Source organism: Hyphomonas polymorpha PS728 (assembly GCF_000685315.1).
In the GTDB taxonomy this organism is placed as follows: Bacteria; Pseudomonadota; Alphaproteobacteria; order Caulobacterales; family Hyphomonadaceae; genus Hyphomonas; species Hyphomonas polymorpha.
On the sequence record NZ_ARYM01000026.1, the window covers coordinates 17,957 to 32,174 of the forward strand.

The 14,218-nt window shown below is 63.1% G+C and carries 12 protein-coding genes; 8 read left to right on the plus strand and 4 right to left on the minus strand.

Annotation, left to right across the window (positions count from 1 at the left end):
• The first annotated feature begins 86 nt into the window (after positions 1-86).
• The 7 genes from HPO_RS16815 (at position 87) to HPO_RS16840 (ending at position 6,804) form a co-directional block, all read left to right on the plus strand.
• Complete coding sequence (locus HPO_RS16815) at positions 87-2,297, plus strand: M13 family metallopeptidase (RefSeq protein ID WP_035601391.1); 2,211 nt, start codon at positions 87-89, stop codon at positions 2,295-2,297.
• Positions 2,298-2,416: 119 nt separating this feature from the next.
• Complete coding sequence (locus tag HPO_RS20760; protein WP_035601393.1) at positions 2,417-2,746, plus strand: PilZ domain-containing protein; 330 nt, start codon at positions 2,417-2,419, stop codon at positions 2,744-2,746.
• A gap of 102 nt (positions 2,747-2,848) precedes the next feature.
• Positions 2,849-3,442: a glutathione peroxidase gene (locus HPO_RS16825; protein ID WP_035601395.1), complete on the plus strand. Its 594-nt coding sequence runs from the start codon at positions 2,849-2,851 to the stop codon at positions 3,440-3,442.
• A gap of 102 nt (positions 3,443-3,544) precedes the next feature.
• Positions 3,545-4,726 carry a thiolase family protein gene (locus HPO_RS16830; RefSeq protein WP_035601397.1) on the plus strand — a complete coding sequence of 394 codons (1,182 nt, stop codon included), beginning with the start codon at positions 3,545-3,547 and terminating at the stop codon, positions 4,724-4,726.
• A 79-nt stretch (positions 4,727-4,805) separates the two neighbouring features.
• A complete protein-coding gene (locus HPO_RS21275; protein WP_157532902.1) occupies positions 4,806-5,102 on the plus strand; it encodes an SEC-C metal-binding domain-containing protein in 297 nt (98 codons plus the stop codon).
• Positions 5,080-5,703, plus strand: coding sequence for a hypothetical protein (locus HPO_RS16835; RefSeq protein WP_035601399.1), 624 nt, complete (start codon positions 5,080-5,082; stop codon positions 5,701-5,703). The genes HPO_RS21275 and HPO_RS16835 overlap by 23 nt, the downstream gene beginning before the upstream one ends.
• Before the next feature lie 18 nt (positions 5,704-5,721).
• A complete protein-coding gene (locus tag HPO_RS16840) occupies positions 5,722-6,804 on the plus strand; it encodes a DUF2332 domain-containing protein (protein ID WP_051612733.1) in 1,083 nt (360 codons plus the stop codon).
• Here the strand turns inward: HPO_RS16840 and HPO_RS16845 are convergent.
• Positions 6,801-7,880 (minus strand): serine hydrolase domain-containing protein, encoded by a 1,080-nt coding sequence (locus HPO_RS16845; RefSeq protein ID WP_035601401.1) that lies wholly within the window; start codon positions 7,878-7,880, stop codon positions 6,801-6,803. The two genes, HPO_RS16840 and HPO_RS16845, sit on opposite strands and share 4 nt — an antisense overlap.
• A 52-nt stretch (positions 7,881-7,932) precedes the next feature.
• Positions 7,933-8,430: an Lrp/AsnC family transcriptional regulator gene (locus HPO_RS16850; protein WP_035601403.1), complete on the minus strand. Its 498-nt coding sequence runs from the start codon at positions 8,428-8,430 to the stop codon at positions 7,933-7,935.
• Positions 8,431-8,556: 126 nt separating this feature from the next.
• On the opposite strand from HPO_RS16850, the gene HPO_RS16855 reads away from it, so the two are divergent.
• A complete protein-coding gene (locus tag HPO_RS16855) occupies positions 8,557-12,018 on the plus strand; it encodes an indolepyruvate ferredoxin oxidoreductase family protein (protein WP_035601405.1) in 3,462 nt (1,153 codons plus the stop codon).
• 84 nt (positions 12,019-12,102) lie between these two features.
• Here the strand turns inward: HPO_RS16855 and HPO_RS16860 are convergent, their stop codons facing one another.
• Both HPO_RS16860 and HPO_RS16865 read right to left on the minus strand, forming a co-directional pair.
• The gene (locus HPO_RS16860) at positions 12,103-12,435 is read right to left on the minus strand and encodes a hypothetical protein (protein WP_035601407.1); all 333 of its coding nucleotides are present in this window, start codon (positions 12,433-12,435) and stop codon (positions 12,103-12,105) included.
• 65 nt (positions 12,436-12,500) lie between these two features.
• On the minus strand, positions 12,501-14,093 hold the full coding sequence (locus HPO_RS16865) for a lysine--tRNA ligase (RefSeq protein WP_199285924.1): 1,593 nt from the start codon (positions 14,091-14,093) through the stop codon (positions 12,501-12,503).
• Positions 14,094-14,218 lie beyond the last annotated feature (125 nt).

Genomic DNA, 14,218 nt, shown 5'->3' on the forward strand with positions numbered 1-14,218 from the left:
ATGCGCGACCACCCAAATTAATCAGTAAGCCGATGGCCGGGCATCCCGGCCATCGGTCGTTTTTGCAAACAGTCGGAGGACCGGAAATGAAACGTTTGCTCCTTGGCGCGGCAGTCATCGCGCTCACCACCGCTTGCGCCACAGCGCCTGCATCGCCGCCGGAAACCGGGCTTGTCCCGGCTGAAACCCCGCCCGCCAGCCAGGCAAGCGACGGAAAATACCCGACACCCGAAGGCCTCGTCCTCTCCGCGCCCGACACCTGGGGCGACTGGGGCGTAGACCTCACCGCCTTCAATACCGCAGTGCGCCCCGGCGACGATTTCAACACCCATGCAAACGGCACCTGGATCGACACGATCGAAATCCCCCCGGATCGTTCGCGTTATGGAAATTTTGACCTGCTCCGCGAAAAATCCGAACAGCGCGTGCGCCTGATCATCGAAGATCTCGCCAAGGCCGGCCCGGCCCTCGATACGCCCGAAGGCAAGATCGGCGCCTATTACGCCGCCTATCTCGATATGGATGCGATCAACGCCGCCGGGCTGGAGCCGGTGAAACCCTATTTCGATCAGATCGACGCGATTGCCAGCATCGAGGATGTCAGCCGTTTGACGGCCATGGTAGGCTTTGCCTCGCCGATCAGCGGCTATGTGTTTGTCGATGACAAGGACCCGGAAACCTACATCTTCCAGATGGGCCTCAGCGGCCTCGGCCTTCCGGACCGGGACTATTATCTGAAGACAGACGAAAAATCTGTCGAGCAGCGCGCCAAATATGTGGAGCTGCTGACAGACCTGCTCGGCAAGGCAGGGTATGCTGATCCGGCAGCGGCGGCTGCAGACGTCATGGCCTTTGAAACGGAGATGGCCAAGACACACTGGGACCGCGCCCTGTCGCGCAATCCGGAGATCACCTATAACAAACTCTCGCGCGATGAATTCTACGCCATGGCCGGCCCCTTCCCCGCCGCCATCGCGCTCGACACGATCGGCGTCGGCGATCAGGGGCATTTCCTCGTCGCGCAGGTTCCGCCAACCCGGGAAGAACTGGCGGAGGCTGGCATTTCGGCTGAAGACGCCACCAAGCTGGGCGGCGGCTTCCCGGCGATGTTCCGGCTGGCAAATGCAACGCCGCTCGACACCTGGAAAGCCTACCTGAAAGCCCATTTCCTGATCGATCATGCAGATGTCCTGCCCGATGAGATCGACCGTGAAGTCTTTGCCTTCTACGGCACCACCCTGCGCGGCCAGCCCCAGCAGCGTGAGCGCTGGAAGCGCGCGGTTTCCTCAACCGAGGGCGTGATGGGCGAGGCCATCGGCAAGGTGTTCGTCGAACGCTACTTCCCGCCGGAGAATAAAGCGGCGATGGATGAACTCGTGGCCAACCTCCGCAAGGCCATGGCGGTCAATCTCGAAGAGCTCACCTGGATGAGCGACCAGACCAAGGTGAAGGCTGAAGAAAAGCTCGACAGCTTCAACCCCAAGATTGGCTACCCCGACAAGTTCGAGACCTACGAAACCCTGGTGGTCACCTCCAACGCCCTCGACAATGCCATGGCGGCGGCCAAATGGGCGATGGAAGACAATCTGTCCGACCTCGGAACAACGGTCGACAAGACCAAATGGTTCATGACCCCGCAAACGGTCAACGCCTATTACAATCCGGCCTTCAACGAGATCGTGTTCCCGGCCGCCATCCTGCAACCGCCCTTCTTCAACCTGTCTGCTGATCCGGCCGTGAACTATGGCGCGATCGGCGGGGTGATCGGCCATGAGATGGGCCACGGCTTTGACGACCAGGGCGCCAAATACGCCCCGTCGGGCGCGCTCAGCAACTGGTGGACCCCGGAAGACCAGGCTGCCTTCCGCCAGCTCGGCGACGCGCTGGTGGCGCAGTATAACGGCTATTGCCCGCTCGATGACGGGGCCACCTGCGTCAATGGCCGCCTGACCCTTGGCGAGAATATCGGCGACCTTGGCGGCCTCTCGATGGCCTACAAGGCTTACCAACTCAGCCTGGATGCCGATGGCGACGGCGTGGTCAGCGCAGACGAGCAGGCCCCCGTCATCGATGGCCTCACCGGGGACCAACGCTTCTTCCTCGGCTGGGCGCAGGTCTGGCGCTCGAAATACCGTGACGAAGCCAAGCGCCAGCAATTGCTGACCGATCCTCACTCCCCGCCGGAGTACCGGATCAACGGCGTCGTGCGTAACCTCGATGAATGGTACGCGGCTTTCGGCGTCACCGAAGACGCGCCGCTTTACCTGCCGCCGGAACAGCGCGTCCGGATCTGGTAACCGCTGAAACGAGGACTGACCGGGAGGGTGAATGCCTCCCGGTCCGTTCGCCATTAACCGTCAAAATCGTGCGACTGGCAGATCCCCGATTCCGGCATGGTTCTTGCTTTGGATCAGGCATGTCTATCCTCACGCGCCTCTTGGGACACCGGAAAACCGAGACGGTTACCCCGTCGCGTATTGAAGATGTGACGTCTTCGCGGCGCAGCGAAGGCTATGCCCGCCCCCTGCGCGCGCAGGTCTACCGGGAAGCCACCGTCACTCTGGAATCGGGCTACACTCGCAAGGGGATCGTGCTGGACTATTCCGAATCCGGCCTGCGCATCCGCTTCCCCAATAATGAGACCATGCCGCGCCAGCTTTCGGTAAACGCCCGCTCTGTCGGCATTTCCGGCCGCGCTCAGGTGGTCTGGCAGAAAGGCTCCGAGGTCGGCCTCAAGCTGATCTGAGCCCCGGCCTCTTCAAAATCACGAGCATTTCATCTCGCATGGGGATGACGCGGCCTTTCAGCGGCCTATACTTCCTGTGGATTACCTTCAGGAGATGCGCCGATGCGCCTAGCAATGCTCGCCCTTGCCACCCCTGTGCTGCTCGCAGCCTGCTCCGAAGCGACCGCCGGCCCCAAGGAGGACGCCCCCACCCCGCCCGCTGCCCAGGAGACCGGGATCGCCATGTCCGCCACCGAATTCACCAGCATCGACGGCAAACCGCTCAATCTCACCGGCCTCAACGCGAAGGCCATCTTGGTGGTCAACACCGCCTCGCGCTGCGGATACACGCCGCAATATGCCGGCCTTCAGGAACTCTATGAGGCGAACAAGGCGGACGGCCTCGTGATCGTCGGCGTCCCGTCCAATGATTTTGGCGGTCAGGAGCCCGGCAGCGAGGAGGACGTCAAATCCTTCTGCGAGATCAATTACGGCGTCACCTTCCCGCTGACCAAGAAATACGCCGTCACCGGCCCGGATCAGCACCCCTTCTACAAGGCCGCCGTCACCACGCTGGGCGAGCCGGCGCAGCCGAAATGGAACTTCCACAAGATCCTCGTTCGCGCCGATGGCACGCCGATCAAGGCCTACCCCTCCTCGGTAAAACCCGGCGACAAGGCTCTGGCGGCGGATATCGAAGCCGCCCTCGGCAGCTGACGCGCGCCGGGAACCGGCCACCCCGGCCTTGACGAAACGGCATGTCCGGCGCCTATTCTACCGCGCCGCACAAGAAACCATTGTCAGGAAGGAACGCGCCCCATGTCAGAGAAAGATCCGGTCGTCATCGTAGGTATGGCCCGCACGCCCATGGGCGGCCTGCTCGGCGAACTTGCCAGTTTCTCGGCCAATGAGCTTGGCGCTCATGCCGTGAAAGCCGCAACCGCTGAAGCCAGGCTCGGCGCCAGCGAAATTGACGAGATCATCATGGGCAACTGCCTGCCCGCCGGCCAGGGCCAGGCCCCGGCCCGCCAAGCCGCCATCAAGGCCGGCCTCGACAAAAAAACCGAAGCCACCACCATCAACAAGATGTGCGGCTCGGGCATGGAAGCCGTCGTCATGGGCCGCAACGCCCTGCTGGCGGGCGAAGCCACCGTCATCGTCGCCGGCGGCATGGAATCCATGACCAATGCGCCCCATCTCATCACCCTGCGCCAGGGTCACAAATACGGCGCCGCCTCGGCGCGCGATCATATGGCCACCGATGGCCTGGAAGACGCCTATGAAGGCGGCCCGATGGGCAACTTTGCTGACATGATCGCCCGCGAATACCAGTTCACGCGCGAGCAGCAGGACGCCTACGCCCTCGAAACCCTCAAACGCGCACAGGACGCCACCAAAGCCGGCAAGTTCAAGCGCGAGATTGCCCCCGTCACCGTGAAAACCCGCAAGGGCGAAACCGTGATCGACACCGACCAGCTTCCCCGTGAAGCGATGCCCGACAAGATCCCCAGCCTGAAGCCCGCCTTCAGCAAGGATGGCACGGTCACCGCCGCCAACGCCTCGGCCATCTCCGATGGCGCCGCCGCCCTCGTGCTGATGCGCGAATCCGAAGCGAAGAAACGCGGCCTCACGCCGATTGCCAAGATCGTCTCCGCCTCCAGCCATGCGCATGAGCCGGCCTATTTCACCACCGCCCCCGTCCCCGCCATACAGAAGGCCCTCAAGAAGGCCGGCTGGAAGGCCGAGGATGTGGACCTGTGGGAAGTCAACGAAGCCTTCGCGGTCGTCCCGATGATCGCGATGAAAGAGCTCGGCATCAGCCATGACAAGCTGAACGTGAATGGCGGCGCCTGCGCCATGGGCCACCCGATCGGCGCTTCCGGCGCCCGCGTGCTCATCACGCTGCTGGCAGCGATGGAAGACCGCGGCCTGAAAAAAGGCATGGCCTCCCTCTGCATCGGCGGCGGCGAAGGCATCGCCATGGCGGTCGAGCGGGTCTAGCGTTCAACCTGCCCTTGCGTTATGACGGCCTCCCACACAAACAGGGAGGTTGTCATGGCCCGCAAGATCAGATCATTTGATGAACTTCCGTCCTTTCGAGGTCTCCTCTAAACGGCGCAAGGGCTTCAACTCCGAAACCAGCGTAAAGCGCGGCGTACGGATCGTACACGGCGATAAGGAACTCGTCGAAAAACTCGGACGGAACGACCTTTGCCCCTGCGGTTCGGATCGCAGATTTCAGCAAGTGCTGCCTGAAATCAGGCCGCTTTCGATGGGGCAAACAGGAATGAATATTCCCGAGACTGACAGTTCCGGCATCAGCAGCCCTCCCAGATCTGGGAGGGCTGCGCGCCATGCCGCTCCAGAACCGGGCTGACCCGTTCGGGCATCTGCATGCCGTGCCCGAACGCGGCCTGTTCATGGGAAACCGGGGTGGCTGCTTCCACCGGGAAGACCGTACACTGAAAGCCCGGCAATGGGCCAGCCAGCGCTGGATCATCTGCCGGCTGGATTTCAAAGGCCGGCGCCGCACGCTGATGCGGCCCGGCCATTATACCGAACTCTTCTTTCTGGATGAGGCGACTGCTCTGGCGGGCGGCCACCGGCCCTGCTTCGAATGCCGCCGCCAGGAGGCGGAAGCTTTCCGGCAGGCCCTCCTCCGCGCGGGCCGCCTGACGCCGGGCGCCTCCATCTCTGACGCCGATGCCCTCTCCGCCGGCGCGATGCAGCAGGTGCTCACGAGCCGCCGCGCGCGCGAGATCATCACCCCCGCCCGGCTTCCGGACGGCGCCATGTACGCCGTTGAAGGGAAAGCATTTCTCGTCCATGAAGGCCGCGCCCGCGCCTGGTCCTTCAGCGGTTACGGCCCCGCCCTGCCGCTGCATGAGGCAGGAATAAGGTTAACACCAGAAATCATCTGCGCGGCAATAAATTCCGGCTATGAAGTCTCTTTACATACCTCTATCGGTAGTGTGTGAGCGAAGGGACACAACCGCGTGGCGGGTACGAGCAGGGACGACATTCTCGCGCATTTTCGCGAGCAGGCAGGGTTCTGCGCTGCGCTGGGCTCTCCATTCATGGAGGCCCTGTGCCACGCCATGGCCAGCGATATCGAGGCCGGCGGGCCGGTTGAGCGGCTGGTCAGGGGCTGGCCGGGCAATCCCCGCCGCGATGCGCTGTCCCTGCGGATCGCCGGATACCTTCACTATGCCGTCCTGGGCGGCAAGGCGCCGGAACTGGCCGCCGTCTATCCAGGCGCCAATCCGGACTGGACCATGGAGGCCGTCTGGCCCATCGCGCGCGACTGGCTGACAAGGCGCGAGCGGGCGGCAAAGGTTTTCATGAAATCCCCCCCGCAGACCAACGAAACCCGGCGCGCCATTGCGCTCGTGCCGGGTTTCCTGAAGGTTGCCAGCCTCTTTCCGGGGCCGATGCACATGCTGGAACTGGGTGCTAGCGCAGGCCTCAACCAGAACTGGGACCGGTTCAATTACCGTACCAGCCGCTGGGAGCTTACCGGCAACAGCGATGTGACCATCGATACCGACTGGATCGGTCCGCCCCCGGACCATATCGACATGTCGTTCAACGTCGCCTCGCGTGCAGCCTGCGATCAGGCGCCGATCAATCTTTCAAAGGCCTCGGCCGCCCGCCGCCTCAAATCCTATGTCTGGCCCGACCAGCCCGAACGCCTCGCGCGGCTCGACGCCGCCATCGCGCTGGCCCGCCGCACCCGCGTTCGCGTCGACACGGCAGACGCGGCAGACTGGCTGAAGGCAAAGCTCGCCTCGCGCCCCGAAGAAGGGCCGACCGTGATCTATCATTCGGTCTTCCTGCAATATCCCCCGGCCGAAACGCGCCGCGCCCTGCAGGCCATGATCGAAGAGGCCGGCGCAGAGGCCAGCTGGGATCGCCCGCTCGCCTGGGTCTGTTTCGAACCGGGCGCCTTCTTCCAGGGGCCCGATCAGGTGGGCATCGACCCGAACGATTTCGTCACCTATCTACGCGTCTGGCCGGAGGGGGAAGATTACCGCCTTGTGCGTTCAGATGGGCATGTCGTGCGGGCCGAACGTCTCTAACGGTCATTTTCCTGCGCCCAGCCGATCAGCTGTCCCGTCAGCTCACGGATGGCTTCGTCTGCCTGCTTGCCCGCCGCATTCGTATTGACAATGATCACCGCGCCCGGCTCCGGCAACACCACCACCTGTGACAGCCACATCGTGTTGGACCCCGCATGCAGATAAACGGGTTTGCCATCCCTGCCCGTCTGCACGCCCCAGCCCATGGCATACTCCGCCGCCGCGTCCGGATAGGGCATCATCAGCCTACGGCGCATTTCGTCAGGCAGCGCCTGTGGGCCCTCCAGAAAAGGCAGCAACAGAAGGGCGTGCCCGGCCAGGCTGATATGGGCTGTTCCGGCAGACGCAAAGGCGGGCGCATTGTCGGCAGAAGGCCCGGTGCCCACGGGCCTTAGCCCGCCAAACAATCCGCCCTTGTGCCCCTGAATGGCGCTCGGCGGCCCAAAGCCAAATCCCATCCCCGCACCCTGCGGTGCCTGTTCAATCACCAGACGGCGCATCAGCTGCTCATAGGTCTCCCCTGTTCCCGCCACCTGCTCCATCGCCCTTCCGGCAATTATGTAGCCAAGGTTGGAATACACAAACGCGCCGCGCTTTCCCGCCGGGGCTTTCTGCAGGGTGCTGGCCACCAGGCTGGCGCGCTGCTGTGCCACGGGGTCGCCATTGCGCCCGGCCCCGGTCATCCACAGCACGCCGGGATTGGCGCCCGCGCCGGAGCGATGCGCCAGCAGCTCCTCAATCGTCACATCCTGCCAGCCAGGATGCAGCGTCTCGCCTTCGAAAATCTCGCCCAGCGTCATGCCCCAGCGCGCCGAGCCTGCCTCCACCAAACGGGCCCAGCCCAGCCCGGTCAGCATCTTGGTATTGGACCCAATATGCCAGGCGTCAGCAGCCTGAATGGCCGCGCCGCCGCGCACACGCTCCCCGGTAACCGCGAGCGCAATGATCCCGTCCTCCGGCGTGGCAACCACGGCCCCCAGCCCGATCAGGCCGTGCCTCTCCCGCGCGGTCTCCAGAAGTGCCCGGATCTGTCCGGATTTGTCCGGAATTGTCTCCGCCATGACCGGACCCGTCATCAAACTGGCCGCCAGAATACTCAAAATGGCGCGGTTTGCCGCCCGCCGGGCCCTAATCGCTCGACTTGGCGGACTGGCGCACGAGGCCGAGGGGCAAGGCCGTGGTTTTCTTCGCAACGCGGATGACAATCCGCGACTGAACGTCAGAAACCAGTTTGGAACCAAGGAGTTTGTCGCGCAGGAAGTTGTCATAGGCATGCATGTCCGTTGTTACGATATGCATGGAATAGTCTACCGCCCCGGTCACGGTCATACATTCGACCACCTCCGGCCAGAGCTGCACAAGCGCTTCAAAAGCCTCAAGGTTTTCCTTGCTCGGCAAGGCCAGTTTGACGCTGGCAATCACCTCGAAGTTCAGCCCCAGCGCATGATTGTCAATCAGCGTCACCCGCCCCTTGATGAAGCCGGCCTCTTCCATGCGCTTGATGCGCCGCCAGCAGGGTGAAGAAGAAAGTCCCACACGCTCTGCAATTTCGGCGACCGACAGGCTCGCATCATGCTGAATCAGATCGAGGATGCGGGCATCAATGCTATCAAGCTCTTGGGACAATTTACCGGGAACCCCTCAACAATTGGAAGAATATTCCCGGAAATAACAAAATTCTTGCAAGATAGGCAAGCAATTTCGTTCGTTTTTCCCAATAATATGCCGCAGACATTGGAGCGCCAGTCTGCCATGAAACATCGTGAAGTTACGCTGGACGACAAATACGAGCTTGTCGAGGGCAAGGCTTATATGACGGGCATCCAGGCCCTCGTCCGCCTACCTATTGATCGCAAGCGCCTGGACCTTGCCGCAGGCCACAATACCGGCGGCTTCATCTCGGGCTATCGGGGCTCTCCCCTCGGCGGATATGACCAGCAACTCCGCGCCGTCCAGAAACTTCTCGATGCTCACGACATCAAATTCTGGGAAGGCCTCAACGAAGACCTCGGCGCCACCGCTGTCTGGGGCTCGCAACAACTCGGCCTCTTCCCCGGCGCAAAATTCGATGGCCTGTTCGGCATCTGGTACGGCAAGGCCCCCGGCGTGGACCGGACGGGCGATGTCTTCAAACACGCCAATGCGGCCGGCACCTCGGCGCTGGGCGGCGTCCTCGCCATCGTGGGCGACGATCATAACTGCAAATCCTCCACCCTGCCGTCCCAGTCCGATTACGCGATGATGGATGCCGAGATGCCGGTACTGAACCCGGCCTCGATCCAGGACGTGCTGGATTACGGCATCCATGGCTGGGAGATGAGCCGCTTCTCCGGCGCCTGGGTCGGGCTCACGGCGCTTGCCGACACGATGGATTCCGGCTCGGTGGTGGATGTGACGCTCAGCAGGCTGTCAATCCAAAAACCCGCTTTCCCCTTCCCCGAAGGCGGCGTGCATATGCGCCGGGGCGACATTCCCCTCAACAAGGAAGCCCGGCTGCGCCAGATCAAGCTGCCCGCCGCGCAGGCCTATGTCCGCGCCAACCGGCTGGACCATGTCATCCTGCCTTCGCCCAAGCCGCGCATCGGCATCATCGTGACCGGACAGGCAGCCCGCGACGTGTTCGAAGCCCTCGCCGCGATCGGCCTGACGCCGGAAGAAGCCGGCCGCCTCGGCCTCAGCATCTTCAAGGTCGCCATGCCCTGGCCGCTGGAGCCGCAAGGCATCCGCGAATTCTGCTCCGGCCTGGAGCGCGTTGTGGTCATCGAACACAAGCGCGCGCTGATCGAAGCGCAGCTGAAGGCAGCCCTCTATGACCTTCCCGAAAGCCGGCGCCCGGTGATCGAAGGAAAGTTCGACGGGGAAGGCCGCCCGCTCCTCTCCGACATTGCCTCGCTCAGCATTCCGGAAATCGCCAACGCGCTGATGCGCTCCATCCCTTCGGGCTGGGATACCAGCCGCGCCGAGGCCTATTTCAACCGCGTGGGCAGCGCCGGCGAAGCTGCGCGCACGAATGCCTCGCCCACCGTGCGCTCGCCGCATTTCTGCTCGGGCTGCCCTCACAACACCTCCACCAATGTTCCCGAAGGCTCCCGCGCCCTCGCCGGCATCGGCTGTCACTATATGGCGAACTTCATGCCGGACCGGAAAACCGACATGACCAGCCAGATGGGCGGAGAAGGCATTGCCTGGGTAGGCCAGCACTGGGCCACCGAGGAACCCCACGTCTTCGTCAATCTGGGCGATGGCACCTATTCCCATTCCGGCTCCCTGGCCATCCGCGCCGCTGTCACCTCCGGCGCAAACATGACCTACAAGATCCTCTACAATGACGCGGTTGCCATGACAGGCGGGCAGCATGTGGAATCTGGCCAGACGCCCGCCCAGATTGCCCAGCAGGTGGAGGCCGAAGGCGTCAAGACCATCCGTATCGTGACGGAAGACCCGACGCGCTATGCCGCCGTCACCGGCCTGCCGCGCGGCGTAAAGATCTATCACCGTGACGATCTGGAAGACGTGCAGAAGGAACTGCGCCAGACGCCGGGCGTCTCCGTCATCATCTACGATCAAATGTGCGCCACCGAGAAACGCCGCCGCTCCAAGCGCGGCATGATCGCCCCAGACCGTGTACGCACCATCATCAACACCGAAGTCTGTGAGGGCTGCGGCGACTGCTCGATCAAATCCAACTGCCTCTCGGTGGAGCCGGTGGAGACCGAACTTGGCCGCAAGCGCCGGATCAACCAGTCGACCTGCAATACCGATCTTTCCTGCGTCAAGGGCTTCTGCCCGAGCTTCGTGACGATCAAGGACGGCGAACCGGCCTGGGAAGACCAGCCGCGCCTTGTCTTTGATGCCGACGGCCTGCCCCTGCCCGAGACACCCAGCCTCGCCCAGCCCTGGAACGTGCTGTTCACGGGCGTCGGCGGAACGGGCGTCACCACGGTTGCCGCCGTGCTGGCCATGGCCGCGCATGTGGACGGCAATGCGGCCTGCACGCTGGACATGACGGGCCTTGCGCAGAAAGGCGGGCCGGTGCTCAGCCATGTGCGCTTTGCCCGCGAGCCGGAGATGATCTCCACCGGCCGCGTGCCCCCGGCCAGCGCTGACCTGATCATCGGCTGCGATCTTGTGGTGGCCGCCGGCGGCGACGCGCTGAACCTGATGGATCCGGATCGCACGGCCGCCTACACCAATTCGGACGTTACCCCCACTTCAGAATTCATCCGTAACCGGTCAAAACGTTTCGAGAGCGATCTGCTCTCGGCGCGGGTAAAACGCCAGACCGCAGAGTTCGGCGCCTTTGATGCCGAAGCGCTCGCCGTGGGCTATCTGCATGACGCCATCTACACCAACATGATCATGGTGGGTTATTCCTGGCAGAAGGGCAAAGTGCCCGTCAGCCTGCGCGGCCTTTACCGCGCCATCCGCCTCAACGGCACCAAGGTTGAGGATAACATGGCCGCGTTCAATATCGGCCGCCTCGCCGCCGCGGCGCCTGAACGCCTCGCCCCGCAGCACGATCCCCGCGGCCATATCGAGCCCAAGACGCTGGACGAGCTGATCGAGGACCGCGCCGGCCGCCTCACCGCCTATCAGAATGCCGGCTATGCCGCCCGCTACCGGGACATCGTGGCAGAGGTCCGCGCGGCAGAGACGCAGGCCGGCCTCGGCGAAAACCTGACGCGCGCGGTGGCCACCTATGCCTACAAGCTGATGGCCTACAAGGACGAGTATGAAGTTGCCCGTCTCTATACGGATGGAAAGTTTGCTGAGCAGCTGGCCAGCCAGTTCAAGGGCGGCAAGCTTCGCTTCTGGCTCGCCCCGCCGATCCTCTCGAAGAAGGATGCCAACGGGCATCTGGAGAAAAAGCATTTCGGCGCATGGATGCTGACCGGCTTCCGGGTTCTCGCCCGGCTGAAAGGCCTGCGGGGCACCCGGTTCGACCTCTTCGGCTATACCGAGGAGCGCAAGATGGAACGCGGCCTGCGCGATGACTATCTTGCCAATATGGGCCGGATTGCGCGGGAGCTGACCCCCTCCAATCACAGCCTGGCCGTCGAGATTGCCAAAGTGCCTGACGAAATCCGCGGCTTCGGCCATGTGAAAGAAGCCGCCACCGAAAAAGCAAAGGCCCATGAGGCAGAGCTTTGGGCCGGCTGGCCGGAGGGCAAGCTGCCCAAGGCCAAAGTCTCCCTGATCGCTGCAGCGCGATAGCCGGGCCGCTTCCCGGCTGTATGGCGCGCAGCGAAACTGCGCCCCTGGCCCGTGAAAGCGGGTCAGGGGTTTCTTTTTCAGGGGTCAGCGGAGCGGCGACACTTCCACGTCCACCACCTTGCCCTTCTTGCTCATCTTCTTGATTTCGCGCTCGACATGTTTGGCTTTGACTTCGCGCGTCTCGGTGCGCGTGCTCTTGCCCTTCTTGTAGGTCACCTCGAGGCGGACCATCTCGTCCGGCCCGTCCAGCGCGTCGCCCGTCACGCGGACGGCCGTGCCGCCCACATACACCACGCCCTTGGCCGTTGCCTCCAGCGCGTCCCCCGCCAGGCTGACCGGAACGGTGACGATCTTGGTCGCCACACAGCCCGTCATCGGCAAAGTCAGGGCGAGCGCAGCAAGAATGAAAAGACGCATGGGCAGAGGGCCTCCTTGGGAAGACCCATCCATAACCCGCATTTGCGTTACTTTCAGCTTACAGCTCAGCCACGCGCCAGCGCGTCGTCGATCAGCCTGGCGGTCTCGGCCACGCCATAGAGCGCTGCAAAACTACCGAAACGCGGCCCCTGCTCCTGGCCCAGCAGCACCTCGTAAAGCGCCTTGAACCATTCGCGCAGATTTTCAAAGCCATGATCCTTGCCCACGCTGAAGGTCAGCGTCTGCAGGTTCTCGCCAGTGGGCTCGTCGCTGAATGCCTTGAGGCGCCCGGAAAGGTCGGCCATCGCGGCGCGCTCCTGCTCCGTCGGTGCCCGGAAGGTTTTCGCCGGCAACACGAAGTCCCGGTAATACCGCATGGCATAGCCTGCCAGCTCATCCAGCAGCGGATGGGTCTGCGGAGACGCTTCGGGCGCATAGCGGGTGATATAGGCCCAGAGCTGGGAGGTATCGGTCGGGTTTGCGACCGCCACCAGGTTCATCAGCAGCGCGAAGCTGACCGGGCTCGACCATTGCGGCGGGCGGCCGGAATGGATGTGCCAGACAGGATTTTCCAGCTGCGCAGCGGCCTCTTCCTGCGGGAACTTTTCGAGGAAGGTGAGGTATTCGTCCACGGTCTTGGGGATGACGTCGAAATAGAGCTTCTTCGCCACGCGCGGCTTCTGGAACTGGAACAGCGCAAGGCTCTCGTCCGGAGCATAAGTCAGCCATTGCTCGACCGAGATGCCATTGCCCTTGGTCTTGGAGATCTTTTCGCCCTTCTCGTCCAGGAACAGTTCGTAGACATACTGTTCCGGCGGGCGCGCGCCCAGGATGCGGCAGATCTTGGAATAGATGGGCGCGTTGGCCTGATGGTCCTTGCCGAACATTTCAAAGTCGACGCCGAGGGCAGCCCAGCGCATGCCGAAATCGGGCTTCCACTGCATCTTCACGGCGCCGCCAGTGACCGGCAGCGTCACATCCGTGCCGTCTTCATCCGTGAACGTCACTTCACCGCGCGCCGCGTCCACCTTCTTCATTGGCACATAGAGCACCCGGCCGCTGCTGGGGCTGATCGGCAGGAAGGGCGAATAGGTGGCGCGGCGCTCCTCCCCCAGGGTGGGCAGCATCACATCCATGATCGCCTGATACTTCTCCGCCGCGCGCAGCAGCATCGCGTCAAACCGGCCGGACTTGTAACAGTCGGTGGCCGAAAGGAACTCGTACTGGAAGCCGAACTTGTCGAGGAAGGCGCAGAGACGCGCATTCATGTGCGCGCCATAGGACGCATGGGTGCCGAAAGGATCGGGCACCGAGGTCAGCGGCTTCTGGAGGAAGGTTTCCAGCGACTTGGGATCGGGCACGGTATCGGGAACCTTCCGCATACCGTCCATGTCATCGGACACGCAGATAAGGCGCGTGGCATATTTGCCCGCCGTCAGCACCTCAAACGCATGGCGCACCATCGTGGTGCGAACAACCTCGCCGAAGGTGCCGATATGCGGCAGGCCCGAGGGGCCGTAGCCCGTCTCGAAGATGACCGGCGCGTCCGCCTTGCGCTCGCCTGCCTTCACCTGCTCGGCCACGCGCTTTTCCAGCGCGCGCGCAAGCTCGAAAGGCCAGGCCTTGGCAGTTTGGGCGAGGGTCGAAAGGTCGGTCATCGTGTCGTCAGTCACTACTGATTAATGGTCCGCCGGACCTAGAGGCCGCGCCGGGGGGCGTCAAGCGACGGGGCAAGTTTTGTAAAATATGTTTGACATGTTAAAAATTTTGAACCATATGAGAA